Source organism: Streptomyces longisporus, from assembly GCF_039532765.1.
GTDB lineage: Bacteria > Actinomycetota > Actinomycetes > Streptomycetales > Streptomycetaceae > Streptomyces > Streptomyces longisporus.
Window position 1 is genome coordinate 774,801 of the sequence record NZ_BAAASG010000007.1, and the last position, 19,711, is coordinate 794,511.

Annotated in this window: 12 protein-coding genes; all 12 read left to right on the top strand. The window is 70.6% G+C overall.

Annotated features, from left to right (window positions below):
* Positions 1–104 precede the first annotated feature (104 nt).
* The 12 genes from ABD355_RS15155 (at position 105) to ABD355_RS15210 (ending at position 19,642) form a co-directional block, all read left to right on the top strand.
* Positions 105–1,736 (top strand): PhpK family radical SAM P-methyltransferase, encoded by a 1,632-nt coding sequence (locus ABD355_RS15155; protein ID WP_344400792.1) that lies wholly within the window; start codon positions 105–107, stop codon positions 1,734–1,736.
* 47 nt (positions 1,737–1,783) lie between these two features.
* Complete coding sequence (locus ABD355_RS15160; RefSeq protein ID WP_344400793.1) at positions 1,784–3,703, top strand: non-ribosomal peptide synthetase; 1,920 nt, start codon at positions 1,784–1,786, stop codon at positions 3,701–3,703.
* 11 nt (positions 3,704–3,714) lie between these two features.
* Positions 3,715–7,146 carry an AMP-binding protein gene (locus tag ABD355_RS15165; protein WP_344400794.1) on the top strand — a complete coding sequence of 1,144 codons (3,432 nt, stop codon included), beginning with the start codon at positions 3,715–3,717 and terminating at the stop codon, positions 7,144–7,146.
* Between the two features lie 4 nt (positions 7,147–7,150).
* The gene (locus ABD355_RS15170; protein ID WP_344400795.1) at positions 7,151–8,890 is read left to right on the top strand and encodes a non-ribosomal peptide synthetase; all 1,740 of its coding nucleotides are present in this window, start codon (positions 7,151–7,153) and stop codon (positions 8,888–8,890) included.
* Positions 8,887–12,000, top strand: a complete 3,114-nt coding sequence (locus tag ABD355_RS15175) for a type I polyketide synthase (RefSeq protein WP_344400796.1) — start codon at positions 8,887–8,889, stop codon at positions 11,998–12,000. Before ABD355_RS15170 ends, ABD355_RS15175 begins: the two co-directional genes overlap by 4 nt.
* A complete protein-coding gene (locus tag ABD355_RS15180; protein ID WP_344400798.1) occupies positions 11,997–13,286 on the top strand; it encodes an LLM class flavin-dependent oxidoreductase in 1,290 nt (429 codons plus the stop codon). The genes ABD355_RS15175 and ABD355_RS15180 overlap by 4 nt, the downstream gene beginning before the upstream one ends.
* The gene (locus tag ABD355_RS15185; protein WP_344400799.1) at positions 13,283–14,011 is read left to right on the top strand and encodes a thioesterase II family protein; all 729 of its coding nucleotides are present in this window, start codon (positions 13,283–13,285) and stop codon (positions 14,009–14,011) included. The genes ABD355_RS15180 and ABD355_RS15185 overlap by 4 nt, the downstream gene beginning before the upstream one ends.
* Complete coding sequence (locus ABD355_RS15190) at positions 14,005–14,949, top strand: aminotransferase class IV (RefSeq protein WP_344400800.1); 945 nt, start codon at positions 14,005–14,007, stop codon at positions 14,947–14,949. The genes ABD355_RS15185 and ABD355_RS15190 overlap by 7 nt, the downstream gene beginning before the upstream one ends.
* A complete protein-coding gene (locus ABD355_RS15195) occupies positions 14,946–15,680 on the top strand; it encodes a beta/alpha barrel domain-containing protein (protein ID WP_344400801.1) in 735 nt (244 codons plus the stop codon). The genes ABD355_RS15190 and ABD355_RS15195 overlap by 4 nt, the downstream gene beginning before the upstream one ends.
* 121 nt (positions 15,681–15,801) lie before the next feature.
* Positions 15,802–16,608 carry a thioesterase II family protein gene (locus ABD355_RS15200; protein WP_344400802.1) on the top strand — a complete coding sequence of 269 codons (807 nt, stop codon included), beginning with the start codon at positions 15,802–15,804 and terminating at the stop codon, positions 16,606–16,608.
* A complete protein-coding gene (locus ABD355_RS15205; protein ID WP_344400803.1) occupies positions 16,605–18,398 on the top strand; it encodes a non-ribosomal peptide synthetase in 1,794 nt (597 codons plus the stop codon). Before ABD355_RS15200 ends, ABD355_RS15205 begins: the two co-directional genes overlap by 4 nt.
* Entirely contained in the window at positions 18,395–19,642 is a 1,248-nt protein-coding gene (locus ABD355_RS15210; protein WP_344400804.1) for a cytochrome P450, read from the top strand. Before ABD355_RS15205 ends, ABD355_RS15210 begins: the two co-directional genes overlap by 4 nt.
* The last annotated feature ends 69 nt before the right edge of the window (positions 19,643–19,711 follow it).

Below are 19,711 nucleotides of genomic sequence, written 5' to 3' on the forward strand. Positions count from 1 at the left end.
CCTACAACCGGCCGCGCGTACGGTCCATCTGTTCCCGGCACCGCGCCCGGGAAGACGACGGATTCGTCCGTGGGCTCCGACCGAACTGCGGGGGTGTTCATCGCATGGCCGGCCTCGACTGCGTGGTCATCGGCTACAACGAGGGAAACTTCGACGACTATCGGGTCATGAGTGAACGGGCGGGCCCCGGTTCACCGGAATACCAGGTCTTCCGCAAGGAGCATCTGGTCGTCGACGGGCGGCCGATGCCATGGATGGACGCCTTCAGCACCCTGCGCAATCGCGTCACCGGACGGCACGACCGCTATCACGTCGGAGAGGTCTTCAACCTCGCGGCGCTGTATCTGACCAGCTTCCTTCGCCGGCGCGGCCTGAGCGCCGAACCGGTGTCGCTCTACAGCGGCGAGCGCGATCGACTCGCGGACCTGCTGGCGGAGCGGCCCACGGTGGTGGCGGTCACCACCACGTTCTACGTCAACATCCTTCCGGTCGTGCCCATCGTGGAGTTCGTCCGGGAGTACTCGCCCGACAGCCACATCGTGATCGGGGGCCCGCTTGTCGACAACCTGTGCATGAACGGCATCACGGACACCGTCCAAGACCTGTTCGACGCGATGGGTGCCGACTCGTACGTGCGGGAATCACAGGGAGAGACCGCCCTCGCGAGGCTCGCCGCGACCCTCAAGGAAGGGCGGGACATCTCCGCCGTCGACAACGTCATCCACTGCACGGACGGCATGTGGCAACTGACCCGGCGGCGTCCGGAGAGCAACGATCTCGACGACAGCTCCATCGACTGGTCGGGCTTCTCCCCGGAACTGATAGGGGCCACCGCTCAGCTGCGCACCGCCCGCAGCTGCGCCTTCAAGTGCAGCTTCTGCGACTACCCCTCACGGGCCGGCGCATTGACGACGGCGTCCGTGGAGACCGTGCGCAAGGAGCTGCGCGCCATGGCGGAACTCGGTGTCAGGAACGTCGTGTTCGTCGACGACACCTTCAACGTACCGCCCAAGCGGTTCAAGGAGATCTGCCGCATGATGATCGAGGAGGACCTCGGGCTGCGGTGGTACTCCTACTTCCGATGTTCCAACGCCCGGGACGAGGAAGCGTTCGACCTGGCCGCCGAGAGCGGCTGCTCCGGGGTGTTCCTGGGAATCGAATCCGGCGACACCGAGATCCTCGCCAACATGCACAAGCTCGCTCAGGACAGCCAGTACCGTGTCGGGCTCGAACGGCTCAACGAGCGTGACATCACCACCTTCGCCTCCATCATCGTCGGGTTTCCCGGTGAGAACGCCCGCACGGTGAGCAACACCGTCGACTTCCTCAACGAGACGAAGCCGACCTTCTGGAGGGCGCAGGCATGGTGGGCCAACCCCCGCTCGCCCGTCTACCGCAACAAAGAGGCGCTCGGCATCGAGGGCGAGGGCTACAGCTGGAGCCACGCCACGATGACGTCGAGCGAGGCGGCCGACCTGACCGATTCCATGTTCGACAGGGTCACCGGCTCCACCTGGCTCCCGCTGTACGACTTCGACTTCTGGTCGTTGCCCTACCTCAGCGGCAAAGGCGTCGGCGTCGACGAGCTGACCCCGATCCTGCAGCTCTCCGAGCAGATCATGCGCGTCCGCGACACCGGTGGAGCCGACGGCGCCCCCCAACTGCGTTCGCTCGAGCAGCAATTCGAAGCCGCCGTCGGTGCGCTCGACTCGGCACCGGCTCGCTTTCGCTTCTGAACCATCCACGCCGACCTGGGCCACCTTCGGAAAGGAGTGCGACCATCATGACTGATTCGGCGTCCGTTGCCGCGACGGTCGATCAGGTCTCCTCCCCGCACTCCCCTCCGCCTGGAACGCAGCCCCGGACACAGCCGGACAACCGGGTTTCCCTGCAGGAGCGGTTCGAGGCATGCGTGGGCCGCTTCCCGGACCGCACCGCCGTCGTGGCGGAGGACGGACGCCTCTCCTTCGCCGAACTCGACCGCCGATCCGATGCCGTCGCCGCAGCCCTCGCCGCCCGCGGCGCCGGCCCCGAGACCTTGGTCGGACTGTGTCTGGGCCGCAGCACGGGACTCGTCATCGGGCTGCTCGGCATCCTGAAGTCGGGCGCCGCCTATCTTCCGCTCGACCCCGCTCACCCGGGTGAACGGCTCTCCTACATGCTCAGGGACAGCGGGGCGCGCCTCGTCCTGGTGGACGCCACCACGGTGGGATGCCTGCCCGCCGGGTCGGATGCACGGGCGCTGCGCGTGGAGCGGCTCTCCGCGCCCGCCACGACCTCCGGGGATCTGCGGGCACTCCCGCTGCATCCCGCCGCTCTCGCGTACACGCTCTACACCTCGGGCTCAACGGGGCGCCCCAAGGGCGTGGCCGTCCAACACGGATCTCTGCCCCGGCTGTTGGACGCTCTGGAGCGAGGCATGCTCACGGGAACGCCCCCAGGCCGCGTGGGCTGGAACGCGAGCATCTCCTTCGACGCGTCCGTCCAGCAGTGGCTGCGACTGTTCCGCGGTGACACCCTCGTCCTGCTCGGCGAGAAGACCCGATCGGACCCGGCGGAACTCGCCGCCGCCATCGACGCCCACTCCCTGACCGACCTGGACATCACTCCCTCCCACCTCGCGCCACTCCTCGACCACTTCAGCCCCGCCCCGGGCCGCGCTCCCCTGCGGCTGCTCGTCGGAGGCGAGGCCGTCGCTCCCTCCCTGTGGACCAGGCTGCGCGACCTGGCCGCCGCCGGCGGGGTGGTCCCCGTGAACCTGTACGGCCCCACGGAGTGCACGGTCGACGCGACGGCCACGTCCATGGCCGACGCGCCGCAGCCACACATCGGAGTTCCGCTCCCCGGCGTACGGGTGTACGTCCTCGATGCCCAACTGTGCCCGGTGCGTCAGGGCGAGACCGGCGAGATATACGTGGCCGGCACGGGAGTCGCCCGTGGCTACCACGCCCGGGCCGGCCTGACCGCCCGGCGTTTCGTCGCCGACCCGTTCGCCGCGGACGGCTCGCGCATGTACCGCACAGGCGATCTGGCCCGGCCGGGGCCAGGGGGGCTGGAGTACCTCGGGCGCACCGACGGACAGGTCAAACTGCGGGGCTACCGCATCGAACTCGGCGAGATCGAGGGCGTGTTGTCCCGGGAGGCGGATGTCCACCAGGTGGTCGCCTCGGTGCGGGACGACTGTCCGGGCGGGCGCGGTATCGCCGTCCACTACGTCCCCGACCACGGGGAGCCCGGCGCGGCCGAACTGCACCGTGTCGCCCGCACACATCTGCCGCCCTACATGATCCCGTCCGCGATCGTGCCCGTGGATCGCATCCCCACCACCGCCGCGGGCAAGGCCGACCGAGCGGCCCTGCCACCGCCCGCGGGCCACGGCCCCGACCCTGGACGAGAGCGTCCGGACCATGTCCCGCCGCAGAGCGCCACCGAGATCATGCTCGCCGAAGTGTTCTCGGACGTCCTCGGTGTCCGGCCCGTCGGCGCGACGGACGACTTCTTCCAACTCGGCGGCCAGTCGCTGTTGGCCATCCGTCTGGCCGGACGGCTGCGTCGCGCACGGGGCCGTGGAGTCCCCCTGGTCGCTGTGTTCGAGAACCCGCGCCTGCGTGACCTGGCCGCGTACCTGGACCGATCCGGGGGCGAAGGGCCGACGGGGCCCGACGAGCGACCCGACCCCCATGCCCGAGCAGGTGAACGATGAGGGAGACCCGGTTGGCACGCACATCGACCCCGCTCGACCTCGTCGGAGCGATACGGGCGCGCGCCGAGCGAGAGGGCACAGCCGTCGCGCTGTCCTGGCTCACCGACCTCAAGGACCGCACCGACACACGCACGTGTGCCGAACTCGACGACGCGGCAGCCGCGGTGGCCGCCGCGCTGCTCGCCGAAGTCGCCCCGGGCGACCGCGTCCTGCTGATCCAGCCGCCCGGACTCGACTTCGTCACTTCATTCGTCGGCTGCCTGTACGCCGGATGCGTCCCGGTCCCGGTGTACCCCCTGCTCGACACCGCGGAGGACCGCGCCAAGGTACGGCGCATCCAGCAGGACAGCGGCTCCCGGGTGGCCTGGACCTCCGACGCGGGCATGGCGGAGTACGTGGCGGAAGCACTCGCCACCCCGGTGTTGTGGCGCACCGGCGAGGACCGACACGTCCCGAGCGATTCCCCGGCCCCTGACACGCTGGCCTTCTTGCAGTACACCTCGGGCTCCACCGCCCAACCGCGCGGCGTCATGGTGACGCACGGCAATCTCACGGCGAACCTGACCGCCATCCGCGACGCGTTCCGGCACACCGCGGACAGCGTCGTGCTGAGCTGGCTGCCCGCGTATCACGACATGGGCCTGATCGGAAACATCCTGCACCCCCTGCACACCGGGTGCAGCGCCTACCTGGCCTCGCCGATCGACTTCATCCGCAACCCCACGGCATGGCCCGCCGCGGTGCACACGTACGGAGTGACCACCAGCGGCGCCCCCAACTTCGCGTACGATCTCGTGGCCCGCACCGTGAACCGCGACGGACTGCCCGCCGGTCTCGATCTGAGCGGCTGGCGGACCGCCTACAGTGGTGCCGAACCCGTATCGACCACCACGCTCCGCCGCTTCGCCGAGGCGCTCGCTCCGGCAGGATTCAGGGACGACTCCTTCGTTCCCTGCTACGGGCTGGCGGAATCCACGCTGTTGGTGACCTCAGTGCCCGTGGGCACGGGCGCGAGCACCCGCATCTCCCGTGAGGGAGAGGAAGTCGTCAGCTGTGGAGTACCGCGCGACTGCGAGGTCGCCGTCGGCGGGCCGGACGGCACGCCGCTGCCCGTGGGGGAAGTGGGCGAGATCCTGGTGCACGGGCCGGCCGTCGCCGCCGGGTACTGGAATCGGCCCGACCTCACCTCCGAGGTGTTCGCAGCGAACGTCAGCGGCAGCGACAAGAAGTGGCTGCGCAGCGGTGACCTCGGCTTCCTGCAGGACGGCGAACTCCACGTCACGGGTCGCATCAAGGATGTCATCATCGTTCGGGGCCGCAATCACCACCCCCAGGACATCGAACGACTCGTCGTCGACCTCTGTCCCGCGGTGCGCCCCGGTTGCGTCGCCGCGTTCGCCGCGCCGGACGACCAGGGCGTGGTGATCGTCGCGGAAGTGCGCCCGGGACAGAGCCTGACCGACGACGACCGGGCACGGATCGCCGGTGCCATCGCCACGTCCTTCGGTCTGGCCCCACACGAGATCGTCGCGGTGCCGCGAGGCACGGTGCCCAAGACCACCAGCGGCAAGCTCAGACGCGGCGAGTGCCGCACCCGGTACCTTGCGGGCGACTACGCCGGGCACCGCTTCGACCACGGCCGGGCCCCCGCTCCGGGCGACACGGCCCCCACAGCCGCTGTACGCCGGGCCGTGCGGGAGGTGCTCGGCACGGGTGTCGGCGACGATCGACCGCTCACCCTGCACGGCCTCGACTCGCTGGGCGCCGTACGGCTGACGGAACTGATCGCGCGCCACGCCGGCGTGGACATCCCCGTCCGCGACCTTTTGGCAGGCGCCACCCTCGCGGACCTGATGGAGCAGGTCGGCACTGCCGAACCGGCGCCGGTCCGGGCAGGCGACGATGCCTCCGGCGCACTGTCCAAGGCTCAGGAATCCCTGCTGTTCCTGCACATGCTCGACCCCGACAGCGACGCCTACACCATCTCCTTCGCCTGCGAGCCAGGACCGGGCACCGACCACGATCTGTTCGAACGGGCCCTGCGCACCGCCCTGGAGCACCAGCCGGAGCTGCACGTCCGCTTCACGTCGTCCGGGGCCGACGGACGCCGAGAACCTGTGTCCACCCGCCGCATGCGCGACGCCCTCGCCCTGACACCGGTGCCCGTCACCGAGGACAGGTTGGCACAGCAGCTGTCCGAGGCGGCCGCCCTGCCCTTCGACCCCGAACAAGGACCGCTGCTGCGCCTGTATCGGTGGCAGACCCCGACACGGCGTGTCTACCAGGTCGTGGTGCACCACCTGGTCACCGATCTGTGGTCGCTGTCCTTGGCGCTGCGTGACCTCGGATCCGCCTACTCCGCCCTGGTCGCCGGACGCCCGGTGCGTCTGCCCGAACCGGGGTCGTACGACGCGTACGTGCGAGAACAGCAGGCCTACCTCGACTCCGGAAAAGCCGGCGAACGTGACGCCTTCCTGCGCGGGATACTGCCACGCCGCGCCGCGTCGCTCGGCGTGCGCACGGACTTCCCCCGCACCGCCGTTCGCAGCCGGCGGGGCGCCCGGGTCGAGGCGAGGGTGGCCGCCCCTGTCGTCCCCGGGCCGGCGGGTCAGGACCCGGTCGGCCTCATGGCCGTGTTGTGGGCCGCCACCTTGCGGCGCTACGGCACGCCGACGCCCGTCGTGGTGGGGGTACCGGTGACCGGCCGCACCGGCGGACGCCACGGGGCCATCGGCGGCTTGTGCACGAACACGGTCCCCCTGGCCCTCGACGTCGAGCCCGACCAGCTCCTGGAAGCGTTGGTCGCCAAGGCCCGTGCCCAGCTCACCGCCGGCCTGGACGCCGGTCTGTATCCGCTGGCCCGCGCCGTTGAGGCCGTCCGTCCCGACCGCGAACCCGGCCGCACCCCGCTGGTCGAGACGCTCATCACCTACCAGGAGAACCCACTGCCGGACGTGGCCGGCCTGCTGGAGGCACTGTCCGGCGGTGATACCGAACTCACCCTTGGTCAGCTCGTGCTGCGGTCCGTCCCCATCGAGCGGCCAAGCTGTCGATACGACCTGGACCTGGTGGTCACGCCCGGTCCCGAAGGTCTTCACCTCACGCTGGACTACGCCGCCGATCTGTTCACCGAACAGACCGCCCGTGGGGTGCTCGACACGTTCTGCGCGGCACTCGCCGCCTCGGAGCGGGCCTGCGGTGCGCGGCTGGCCGACCTCACCGTCCTGTCCGACCACGACGCCGTACTTCTCGAACGCATCGGACGCTGCGCGACCCCGCCCTTGGAGCCTTCGCTGCTTCAGCGGATCAGGGCCACGGCCGAGCACACACCCGGTGCGCCCGCGATCCAGGGACCTCACCAGGTGTGGAGCCGCGGCGAGTTCATCCGGCGGGTCGAACGGGTCGCCGACGCGCTGCGCCTCGTGCACGAGGGAAGGAGCTGACCGCATGACCGCCTTCGCCGGCACATCCGCCCGCGCCGAGCAGGACGCGACCGCCGAGGTCCTGGCGCGGCAGCAGGCCGGTTTGCTGATCACGTCTCCGGCCGACTTCGTCGTCGCCCTGTACGGGGCTTGGGAGGCGGGACTCGGCGTTCTGCCCTTGCCTGTCGACTTCCCCGACGAGCGACTGCGGCACATGCTGGGGGACTGCCGACCGGCGGCCCTGATCGCCTCCGCCGATCAGGCCGACCGTGCCGCCCGCCTCGCGGCAGTCGCACAACCCGCCATCGAGGTCGTCGTCCTGGACGCCGTAGCGGATGGCGACGAGCACGCTCCACGGCCTACGCGCCCGCACGTACCGGAGATCCCCGACGCCGCGGCCTTCACCGTCTACACCAGCGGATCGACCGGTCACCCGAAGGGCGTCCTCATTCGGCACGAGCAGATCGGCCGGCTCATCGCCTGGTGCGCCGACACCTGGCGCCTGGGCCCGTGGGCGCGGGTGGCACAGACGCTCTCCCTCGGCTTCGACTTCGGGCTTCAGGAACTCTTCACCTTCCTGCCGTTCGGCGGCTGCGTCGTGGTGCCCGGTCAGGAGGACCGGCTCAGCGCCCTGGCCTATGCCCGCTTCCTGCGCCGTGAACGCGTCTCGGTGTTGTTCACCACCCCGTCGTTCGCCGACGAACTCATTGCCGCGGGCGAGCGGTTGCCCGACCTGCGGCTCGTCCTTCTGGGGGGTGAAGTGCTCAAGGGAGTGACCGCGGAGGGCATGCGCGCTCTGGCGGCCCCCGACTGCCGGCTGTTCAACGGGTACGGGCCCACCGAAGCCACGGTGAACTGCCTGATGTACGAGATACCCCGCCCGCCCGAAGGGGCGGAGCCGCCGCGCTTGGTTCCCGTCGGCAGCGCCACCGCGGCGGCCCGGATCGACCTGGTCGATGAACAGGGCCGTCCGGTACCGGTCGGCGCTCTGGGCGAGATCCGTATCGGCGGCCCCGGTGTCGCCGACGGCTACCTGAGGCGACCGGAATTGAGCGCCGAACGCTTCGTCAGGTGCCCTGAGACAAACGAGGTCCTCTATCGCACCGGGGACCTCGCGTACGCACGGCACGACGGTGTCTTCGTGGTCGTCGGACGCGCGGACCGCCAGGTGAAGATCCGCGGGCACCGGGCCGAACTCGGTGAGGTGGAGCGAACGCTGCGGAGCGCACCGGGTGTCGTGTCCGCGGAAGTACGCGTCATCGGCATCCCTGCTCGGCTGGTCGCCTACCTGGTCGGCACCGGCATCGACATCCGGACCGTCCGGGATCACGTCGCCGCACGGCTGCCCCCGGCCATGCTTCCCGAGCAGGAAGTTCTCCTGGAGCGGCTGCCCACCACCGCCAACGGCAAGCTCGACGAGGCCGCCCTCGAACGGCTGGCCGAGGAGTGCCATGCGCAGCGCCTCCCCGATGCCGCTTCCCCGGCCGAGATCGAGGCCGCCGTCTGTGCCGTCTGGGCAGCCGCCCTGGCCACCCCCGACGTGGCGCCGGACGTCAACGTTTTCGACGTGGGCGCCCACTCCCTGGTGGTGACCCGGGTGCACGGCCGTATCTCCGCCGCGCTCGGCGTCGACTTTCCCGTCCACGAAGTTTTCGAGTACCCGCGTCCCCGCGACCTGGCCCGGCGGCTGGCCGCCTTGCGGCACGTCGACCGCGACGGCCCCGCCGACACCCTGGCAGCTGCGACAGTGAAGGACGATCAGTGACTCGGATTCCCGCTCACGAGCACCCCGACTCCATCGCGATCACCGGCATGGCGGCTCGGCTGCCCGGTGCCCACAACGTCACCGAGTACTGGCGCAACCTGCGCGAGGGCGTGGAGAGCATCGTGCGGCACAGCCGCGAGGAGATGCTCGCCAACGGAGCCCGGCGAGACCTGGTGGACGACCCCTATTACGTCAACGCCTCCGCACCGCTGGAGGACGCCGACCGCTTCGACGCGGCGTTCTTCGGCTACGCCGCGCGAGAGGCGTCGATCATGGAGCCACAGCACCGGGTGTTCCTCGAATGTGCCTACCACGCGTTGGAGGACGCCGCCTTCGACAGCAGGCGCGACGACCTCCTTGTCGGCGTGTTCGGCGGCTCCACCATGAACACGTACATCCTGCACAACGTGATGCCGCACGCCGAGGACGTGGTCGGCCTGGTCGGTGACCTGCAGACCATGGTCGGCAACGACAAGGACTACCTGACCACCCGCGTCTCCCACAAACTCGACCTGCGTGGACCCAGTCTCGCCGTGCAGACCGCCTGCTCCACCTCGCTCGTGGCCGTGCACATGGCCTGTCGGGCCCTCGTCGACGAGGAGTGTGACGTCGCGCTGGCGGGCGGCGCGTCGGTGCGCATGCCGCATGCCGCGGGGTATCTCGCCAACCCGGGCGGCACCTCCTCCCCGGACGGGCACTGCCGCGCTTTCGACGCCGACGCCGGTGGCAGCGTCGTGGGCAGCGGCGTGGGAGTGGTGGTGCTCAAGCGGCTCGCCGACGCTCTGCGGGACGGCGATCAGATCCACGCCGTCATTCGCGGCTCGGCCATCAACAACGACGGTCAGGCCAAGGCGAGTTTCACCGCGCCGAGCGTGGACGGGCAAAGCCGCGCCGTGGCGCGTGCGCTGCGCCGAGCGGGAGTTGACGCGCGGGACATCCAGATGGTGGAGGCGCACGGCACGGGCACCCCGCTGGGCGACCCGATCGAAGTGGCGGCGCTCACCCGCGCGTTCCGCAACTGGACCGAGGACACCTCGTACTGCTGGTTGGGATCGGCCAAGCCGAACATCGGCCACCTCGACGCCGCCGCGGGCATCGCCGGTCTCATCAAGACCGTCCTCTCCCTGAAGAACCGCAAGGTTCCTCCCGTGGTCAATTTCCGCCGGCCCAACCCCAAACTGGAGCTGGACTCCTCGCCGTTCCGGGTGGCGACCGAACTGGCCCGTCTGGAGGGGGACGGACCACTGCTCGCATCGGTGAACTCGCTCGCCATGGGCGGCACCAACGCCCACGTCGTACTGGAGGAGGCCCCGCCGGTGCGCTCCGTCGGAGCCTCGCCCCGGCGCCGTCACCCCGTCCTGCTGTCCGCGAAGTCCGGTGAGGCCCTGGAGGATCTGAGCCAGTCGCTGGGGCAGTGGGCTCGGGAGAACCCGCACGCCGACGTGGCCGACGTGGCCCACACCCTGGCCACCGGCCGGCGTGAACTCCCGCTGCGCCGCGCCCTGACCGCCCACGACCTGGACGACGTGGCCTATGGACTGTCCGCACGCGGCAGCCGCAGCCAACGCGAGGCGCAGGCACGCGGATCGGTGCGCACCGCCTTCCTCATCCCCGGGCAGGGAACCCAGGTTCCGGCCATGGGGGCCCGACTGGCGCAGGGCGACCCTGTGTTCGCCGCCCACCTGAACCGCGTGATCGGTCTGTTCCGGGAGCGCGCCGGGGTCGACCTGCTGCCGGTACTGCGTCCGGACGCGTCCGCCCTGGAGGAGGCGCGAAGCACCCTCACCGCCACCGAGTACACCCAACCCGCGCTGTTCGCGGTGGAGTGGGCTCTTGGCCGCACCCTCATGGACTACGGCGTCCGGCCCTACGCCATGCTCGGGCACAGCGTCGGCGAACTCGTGGCCGCCGCGCTCAATGGCGTACTGGATCTCGAGCCGGCCGTCGAACTGGTCGCCCGGCGCGGACGGCTGATGAGCGAGACTCCCGAGGGCGCCATGCTCTACGTGAACCTCGCGGAGGAAGAGGCCGTCAAATTGCTGGACGAGGTGCCAGGCGACCTCGCCCTGGCCGCGGTCAACGCCGATCAGCTCGTGGTGGTGTCCGGTGAGCCGCAGGAGATCGAGGAACTGGCCTCCCGCCTGCGCGCCGACGGCGTCTCCTGCGGGCGACTCGAGGTCTCCCGGGCCTTCCACTCGCCCCTGATGGACACGGCCGCGGACGCGTTCGGGCAGACTGCCGGCTCCCACGAGCTGCACGCGCCGCAGGGACTCGTCGTCTCCAACGTCACAGGCGAGTACCTCACCGCGCAGGAGGCCACCGACGGCGACTACTGGGGACGACAGCTGCGCCACACCGTACGGTTCGACGAAGGCCTCAACACCCTCGTCCGCGACGGGGTCTCCGTGTTCATCGAGCTGGGACCCGGCCGCACCCTGACCCGCCTGGCCGCCGGTACGGGAACGCAGGCGGCCTTCCTGACCGCGCTCGCGGGAGAGGACGGCGAAGAGCCGCAGGACCTGCTCGAGCTGCTCACCGGGTTCTGGCTGGAGGGCGGGGAAGTCGACTGGAGCGAGTTCTACGCCCAGGAGGACCGCCTTCGACTGTCGCTTCCGCTCTATCCGTTCGCCCGGACCCGGCACTGGCTCGACCCGCTGCCCGTGAAGACCGTACGCACCGAGCAGGCCGAGGCCGCCCCCCGCGCCCAGGCCGCACCGCAAACGCCCGTGCCCCGCAAGGAGATCGGCACCACGCCCGCGCAGCGCTACGTCGCCGCGCTGTGGACAGAGTTGCTCGGCACGGACGAATTCGGGCTGAACGACAGCTTCTTCGAGATCGGTGGGCACTCCCTCATGGCCATGCAAATGGTCACGCGCCTGCGCAAGGAAGGTGCCGAAGGCCTGGAGATGACCACCCTGTTCGAACTGCCCACGGTCGTGGGTCTGGCCGAGCAGTTGGAACGGCTCGGAGTGCCCGTGACGGACAGCGCGAGGGCGCAGACCTCGGAGGACGACGAAGAGACGGCGGCCCTGCTCGCCGAGGTCGCCGCCCTCTCCGACGAGGAGGTCGAAGCCCGGCTGGCCGAGCTGGAAGGAGACACCGGCGCATGACGACGGACATCCCGCGATCCTCCCTCGACGAACTCGGTCCCGAGCGCCGCCGTCTGGTCGAACGGCTCCTGCGCGAGCGCATCCGCGCCAACGGGACGGCGACACCCGAGACGACCACACCGCGGACGGTTTCCAGCCCCGACCGCGCGGTGCCGGTCACCGGCCCGGTACCCGGGGCCGGCGCCCCCGCGGCGGGCATTCCGTCGCACGGTGCGCAGTCCACGCCCGGGGTCAGCCTGTTCTTCTTCTCCGCCGACACCGACGACCACGCCTGGGACAAACACTCACTCGTGCTGGAGTGCGCCGAACTCGCCGACTCCCTCGGCCTGGACGCGATCTGGGTGCCCGAGCGGCACTTCGACCCCTTCGGCGCCCCCTACCCCAGCCCCGGCCTCCTGCTGGCTGCCATCGCGGCGCGTACCAGCCGAATCGCCCTGCGTTCCGGCAGCGTCGTGCTGCCCCTGCGCGACCCGTTGCTGGTGGCGGAAGAGTGGGGCGTTCTGGACTCGCTCAGCCGGGGGCGGATGGGCATCTCCCTCGCCTCCGGCTGGCATGCGGACGACTTCGTCCTCAACCCCGAGGGCTACGAACGCCGCAAGGAGGTACTGGAAGAGAGGCTCGCGGACCTTCGCACCTTGTGGCACGGCGGGAGCATCACCCGCGAAGGGCCGGGCGGACGTCCTGTCGAGGTACGCACCTACCCGCGCCCGGAACGCACCCCTGAGGTGTGGCTGACGAGTTCTCGCAACCCTGACACCTGGCGCACGGCGGGCCGGCTCGACCTGCATGTCCTGACCGCGCTCCTGGAGCAGACGATCGACGAGATCACCGAGAGGGTCGGTCTCTACCACCAGGCGCTCACCGAGGCAGGGCACCCCACCACCGGCCGTCAGGTCACCTGCATGCTCCACACCCACCTGGCATCCGATCCGGCAAGCGTCGAACAGCGCGTCCGCGGCCCGCTGGTCAGGTATCTCTCCGCCCACATGGACCTGTTCAGCAAGTATGCCGCGGGCGGGGGCGCCGGCATCGACCCGGACGAGGTGACCGAAGCGGACCGTCAAGCGCTCCTGGAGCACGGGGTGCGCCGCTACATGGGGACCTCGGGGCTGTTCGGCAGTGCGGAAAGCTGCCTGCCGAAGGTCGAACGGCTCGGTGCCGCGGGCATCACCGAACTCGGCTGCCTGGTGGACTTCGGGCTGCCGCGCGAACAAGTTCTGGAGAGCGTCGAGGAGCTGGGCCGGCTGCGCGTCGCGCTGCGCGAAACGGCGGGTGCGCCCAAGTGACCGAGAGTTGGTTTGCTCTGTACCCGCCCGTGGGCGGCGGTCGCGGCGCGTACTCCCGGATGGTGGTGGAACTGCGCGAGCACGGGCACTGTCATCTGCCCGCCCTGGCGGGGCGCGACAGCCGTTTCGCAGAGACCGCCGCTGCGCGCTTCAAGGATCTCTCCGACGACCTGTGGAACCAATTGGAGACGGAGTTCGGGCCGGGCCGTTCCCCCGACGGACTGGTGCTGTTCGGATTCAGCATGGGCGCCCTGCTCGCCACGGAGATGGCGGCGCGGCTGCAGCAACGCGGCACCGGCGCGCGCGGGCTGGTCGTCGCCGGCTGCCCACCGCCTCACCTGCTGGCCGGACGTGCCGTGCACACCCTGCCCGACGAGGAACTGACAGCGGCGCTGGCCGCGCAGGGCACGGTGCCCAGCATGGTCCTGGACGACCCGGAGCTGCTCTCCGTGATGGTGCCGGTGTGGCGGGCGGACTGTGCCGCCGTGGCGAGCCACCCACGCCGTCCGGTGGTCCTGGAGTGCCCGGTACACGCCCTGGGGGGTACCGAGGACCCCCTGGTCCGGGAGGCCGATGTGATGGCGTGGCCGCGCCTGGGCGGGGCCGGCTCCTCGGTACGCCTGCTCCCCGGCGACCACGCGGCCGTCCTTGACCGTCAGGACCTCATGGCGGCAGCCGTGCTCGAGGCGGCCGACCGACCCTCGGAGGTGGGGGCCCGATGGTGACCACGCGAGCTTCCCACACCACGGTCATGGACGGCGTACGGCAGGAGCGGGAGCTGCCGTTCGGGAGCAACAGTGTCCAGCACGGCACGGCCGTCTTCGAAGGCATCCGCATGTACGCGACGCCGGCGGGCCCGATGTTGTTCCGGCTCGACGCGCATCTGGAGCGGCTGCTGGACTCGGCGGCCCTGCTGGGCATCCCGCACGCCTACGACCTGACCGCCCTGCGCCGCCATGTGCGGGACGCGGCCGCCGAAAGCGGACTGGACAACGCCTACGTGCGGCCCGTTCTCCACACCCGAGAGCCGCGCCTCGGCGTGAATCTCCGTGACTTCCACTTCACTCTGGGCACGGAGATCTGGGCCCTTCCCCCCGACGACACCCCGTCCAGCCCCGTGCGGGTCACGGTGTCACCCTGGCACCGTCCGTCACAGCTCACCTTTCCGGTGCGCGCCAAGGCGACCGGCACGTACGTGGTGTCCGCGCTGGCCCGCACACGCGCCGCCGAGGACGGCTTCGACGACGCCATCCAGTTGGACCCCAACTCCGGCAGGGTCGCCGAGTCCACGATCGCCAACGTCTTCCTGGTTCGCGACGGCCGTCTGGTGACGCCCTGGCTCGAGGACAGCGTCCTGGCGGGCATCACCCGCGACACCGTCCTGACCCTCGCCCGGGACCTGGGCATCGAGACGGCCGAGGCACCAGTGCAGCCCGGCGAACTGCTCGCCGCCGACGAGGTGTTCCTGACCGGGACGGCCAGCGGCCTGGTGTCCGTGGCGGGTCTCGACACCCACACGTACGCGGCCGGCCGTCCCGTGACGGACGCGCTGAGCCGCGCCTATCGGGAGGCCGTCCTGGGCGAAGGACGCCACCGTCCCTCCTGGCTCACCCCCCTCTCTCACCCCACCCCATCCACTTCGCGCCTCCGGGGAGTATCGTGATCGACCTTTTCCACTGCTTCGGTGCCAAGCCCGCCCACCGTGTCGACACCTCTTTGGCTGCCGAGATGCTACGCGCCAGCGGCTGCCGACATCTCGCCGTGAACACCCACACCATCGACCAGGTCACCGCGGGCGACGATCTGCCCGTGGGCTACGACACGGCGACGCTGGGTTCCGTGATGGCGCTCGTCGGTGAGGAACTGGGCTTGAGCCCCGTTCTCAACATCAACCACCCCACCAGCGCCGCGGAGGCGGTCAAGCGGACCCGCCAGGCCGCCCAGTTGACCGGTATCCGGGTCATCAAGCTGGAAGTCCTCGACCCCGGCTTCAAGCTCAGCGTGAACGCCGAAGTGGTGGAGGCGGCCCGCGAACTGACCGCCGACGGGTTCGAGGTGTGGCCGCTGATCACACCCGACGAACGAACCTTCGCGCAGTGCGTGGAACTGGGGAGCACGATGGTGCGCGTGATGGGATCCCCCATCGGGGCTCGACGGGGCATCGAGCCCCAGTACCTCGCACCGATGGGGGAGATGCTCGTCGACAGTCCGGTCCCGGTCATGCTCGACGGTGGCATCGGCTCCACCGCCGATGTCGAGCAGGCCTTCGCCATCGGCTTCCAGTCGGTCTTGGTCAACTCGTGCCTCTTCGCCGACGGTACGGACCCGGTCACGGCCTTGGCCGGCTTCCGCGCGACAGTGGACCGGGTCGCGTCCGGCACGCCCGCCCACTGACGTACAGCTCCGCCGGGCCGCGGCACGGAACGCCCGGCCGGAGCGGATTGCCGGGGCGGCCCGTGCCGCCCGCCCGCACCCGGCGCGCCCGTGTCTCTGTCAGCACTGTTGGAGGACAGCAATGCAATCGACCGGACGGTGGCTGCTGAAGCCGCCCTCGCCGGAGGCCGAGGCTCGGCTCTTCTGCCTGCCCTATTCGGGCACGGGCGCTTCCTCGTACCGCCGTTGGCCGACCCGGATCGGGCCCCTGGAGGTCTGCCCCGTGCAACTGCCCGGCCGTGAGAACCGCATCCGTCACCCCCCCTATCGCAGCGTGCCGGATTTCGCCGCGGACGCGGCCGAAGCCCTGGCCCCCCACCTGGACCGGCCCTACGTGCTGTTCGGACACTGCATGGGTGCCCTGCTGGCCCATGCGCTGGCCGCCCGCATCGAGGACCTGGGGCTGAACCGGGCCACCCTGCTCGTGGTGTCCTCCGCAGCCGTGCCGCACGTGCCCGCCGAGCAGCGCTACCGCGCTCCCGAGGCCGGGGTCGGCGGCATCTACCACCCCTCCATGACGGACGAGCAGTTCGCCGACGAACTGCACCACGTCTCGGCGGCCCTCGGGGGTGAGGAGATCCTCCCGGAGCTCCTTCCGCTGGCCCTGCGCGTCCTGAGGGCCGATGTGGAGCTGTGCTACGGCTACCGGCTCCCCGCTCCGCGGCCGGTGCGCAGCCCCCTGACGGCGATCGGCTGGACCGCGGACCCCGAAGTGGCGCCCGAGGCGATGCTCCGGTGGAGCGCTTACGGGAACGCGCGGCACCGTGTCCTTGAGGGCGACAAGCTCAGCTGTCTCGCCGCGCCGACAGCCCTGACCCGTCTGCTGGAGGAGGAATACGCCTGCGCGGCCTCCGCAACGGACAAGACGACCACGAGAGGGGCACGATGACGGCGGACCGGCCCAGCACTCTGACCGAGCTCTTCGAACGGACCGCCGGGCGGCATCCGACGGCCATCGCCGTCAGTGACGCCGGCAGCCGGCTCACCTACCGGGAACTCGACGAGGTGACCCGGTCGTCGGCCCGCGCACTCGCCGCCCGCGGCGTGTCCCCCGGAGACACCGTCGCCCTCCACCTGCCGCGCGGGGTGCCCGTGGTCGTGGCCGTGCTGGCCGTCCTGCGGGCGGGCGCCGCTTACCTCCCCATCGACGAGGTGTACCCGGCACCGCGACGCGACCAGATGCTCCGCGACGGCGCGGTGAACCACGTCCTGGTCGCCCCCGGCTGGCAGGAACGCCTGGTGGGCACGGGCGTGCCGGTACTGGAGTGGCCACTGTCGGCTGACGGGCCGCCCGTGTCCGGCGGACCGGGCTCTGTCGCACCGGCCGCTGAGCCGCACCCCGCCGCGGCGGCCTGCGTGCTGTACACCTCCGGCTCCACCGGCACACCCCGTGGCGTGGTGCTGGAGCACCGGCAGATGGTCGACTTCGCCCTGTCCGACACGCTGCCCGCCCTCGGCCCCGGCGACCGTACGGCCCAGTCGTCCAGCATCTCCTTCGACACCTTCACCTTCGAGGTGTGGCGCTCCTTCGCCGGAGGTGCGGAGGTCGTCGTCGTGCCGGGCATCCCGGAGCTGATGGAGACCGACCTGGGCAAAGAGCTGCGCCGGCGACGGATCACCGCCATGCTCGCGCCCGCCATCGCGCTCAACCACCTTGCCCGGCACGACCGTGAGGCGCTCTCCGGACTCCGGTTGCTGTGCTCCGGCGGTGACGTGCTGCTCCCGGCTACCTGCCGCGCGCTGCGCGAGGGAGGCTTCGCCGGGGAACTGTTCAACCTCTACGGGCCGACGGAGGCCACGGTCGCGTGCAGCGGCTTCCCGGTGACCGACCTGGCGCCCCTGGGGGAGCAGGTGCCGATCGGGCACGCCTTCGGCAACGCCCGGCTGTATGTGCTGGACGAGCGGTTGCGGCCCGTGCCGGCGGAGGTGCCGGGCGACCTGTACGTGGGCGGGCCGGGCGTCGGGCGCGGGTACCTCGGGCGCCCCGGGCTCACCGCGCGGAGGTTCGTCCCCGATCCCTTCGCCGGTGACGGGTCGCGGATGTACGCGACGGGGGACCGGGTACGGGCCGGATCGGACGGCGAACTGGAGTACCTGGGGCGTACGGACAGCCAGGTGAAGATCCGCGGTCACCGTGTGGAGCCGCAGGAGGTCGAGCGGTCCCTGTGCCGCTACGACAGGGTCTCGGAGGCCGCCGTCCTCACGGACGGCGAGCCGGGGGAGAAGCGCCTGGTGGCCTTTGTCGTCGCCCAGGAGCCCTTCGTCCTGCGGGAGTTGCGGGCCCACCTGCGAGCGACGGTGCCCGCCCACCTCGTACCGGCGGAGATCATCGTCCTGGAGGCGATGCCCACGGACGCCCACGGCAAGAGGGACCGGCACCGCCTGGCGGACATGCTTGGGGATCACGCCTCGCGCCGCAACCGGTACGTGGCCCCGCGCACCGACACCGAACGTTTTCTCGCCGCGATCTGGGAGGACCTGCTCAACGTCGAGTCGGTCGGTGTCCTGGACGACTTCTTCACGCTCGGCGGACATTCACTCCTGGCGGTTCGGGTGCGTCTGTTGCTGCGGCGGCAGCTGGACGTACCGGTCACCCCGGAAGCGCTCTTCGAGCACAGCGTGCTGGAGGAACAGGCCCGCCTGATCGACGGGCTGCGGAAGGAGGCGCTCACACCATGACGGCCATGGTGATCGACCTTGCCGACCTCGACCTGTTCACCGACGGCGACCCACACGAGGCATGGCGCGTCCTGCGCCGCGATCACCCCGTCCACTGGAATGCCACCGGCGGCGACACCACCAGTGGCCTGGGGTCGTCCGGGTTCTGGGCACTGACGCGTTATCAGGACGTCCACGACGCCTACGTCGACGCGGGCCTGTTCTCGTCCCGGTGGGGGACGGTGATGGGCGGCTCGCACAGGAGGGACGCGGACTCCGCGTCCGGCCGCATGCTGATCGCCTCGGACGACCCGCAGCACCGGCTGATGCGCCAGCAGGTGCACCGGGCCTTTCTGCCCGCTCTCATGGACCGCGCCCGTCGCGTGGTACGCGACTACGTCAACGCCGCGCTCGACAGGATGCTGAAGGACGGCGGCGGTGATTTCGCCACCGACGTCGCACCCGAACTGCCGGCCGGGCTTTTGGCGGCGATGTTCGGTCTCAAGCGCAGGGACGCCCTGCACCTCCTCGCACTGACCCGCTCCATGATCGGATTCCAGGATCCTCGCTATCACAGCGACTCGACTCCGTCGGCGGTGCTGGTCTCCTCCCAGGTCGAGATCTTCGACGTGATGATGGACCTGATGGAGACGAGGCGACGCGCCCCCTCGGACGACCTGGTCAGCATTCTGCTGGGAGCCTCGATCAACGGCCGTCGCTTCACCGAGGACGAGGTCCTGTACAACTGCCTGAATGTGGCGGTGGGCGGCAACGAGACGACCCCCTTCACCGCGTCCGCCGCCGTCCAGGCCTTCATGGACTTTCCCGACCAGGCCCAACTGCTGCTCGACGATGGCGGACTCCTGCCGACCGCAGTGGAGGAGATCTTCCGCTGGACGTCGACCAATGCCTACGTGCAGCGCGTCGCCACACGTGACGTCGAGTTGCACGGTCAGCTGATCCGCGCGGGTGATCCGGTGACGCTGTGGAACGCATCCGCCAACCGCGACGAGGAGAAGTTCCCAGACCCTGACCGATTCGACGTACGCCGCACACCGAACCGGCACATCGCCTTCGGGGTCGGCGTGCACCGGTGCATCGGGATGGGCGCAGCGCAGATGGAGGTCGCGTTGCTGCTGGAGGAGATCGTCCGGCGGGGCGTCACCTTCGAGGCCGCGGGCAGCCCGAGCCGTCTGCGCTCCAACTTCATGCTGGGCCTCACTCGTCTCCCGGTCCACGCCAAGGTGACACGGGGCCCGGCGTGATGCCGGCGCGCCGACACGCGGACAGCCTTGCGGTCCCCCCGGTACCCGGGACGCTGGACGCCCCGGTGT

Bases quoted from the DNA above. Each gene is read 5' to 3' on its own strand.
- ABD355_RS15190 (WP_344400800.1), top strand. From the start codon at position 14,005: ATGGTGACCACGCGAGCTTCCCACACCACGGTCATGGACGGCGTACGG.
- ABD355_RS15170 (WP_344400795.1), top strand. From the start codon at position 7,151: ATGACCGCCTTCGCCGGCACATCCGCCCGCGCCGAGCAGGACGCGACC.
- ABD355_RS15160 (WP_344400793.1), top strand. From the start codon at position 1,784: ATGACTGATTCGGCGTCCGTTGCCGCGACGGTCGATCAGGTCTCCTCC.
- ABD355_RS15210 (WP_344400804.1), top strand. From the start codon at position 18,395: ATGACGGCCATGGTGATCGACCTTGCCGACCTCGACCTGTTCACCGAC.
- ABD355_RS15200 (WP_344400802.1), top strand. From the start codon at position 15,802: ATGCAATCGACCGGACGGTGGCTGCTGAAGCCGCCCTCGCCGGAGGCC.
- ABD355_RS15205 (WP_344400803.1), top strand. From the start codon at position 16,605: ATGACGGCGGACCGGCCCAGCACTCTGACCGAGCTCTTCGAACGGACC.
- ABD355_RS15155 (WP_344400792.1), top strand. From the start codon at position 105: ATGGCCGGCCTCGACTGCGTGGTCATCGGCTACAACGAGGGAAACTTC.
- ABD355_RS15180 (WP_344400798.1), top strand. From the start codon at position 11,997: ATGACGACGGACATCCCGCGATCCTCCCTCGACGAACTCGGTCCCGAG.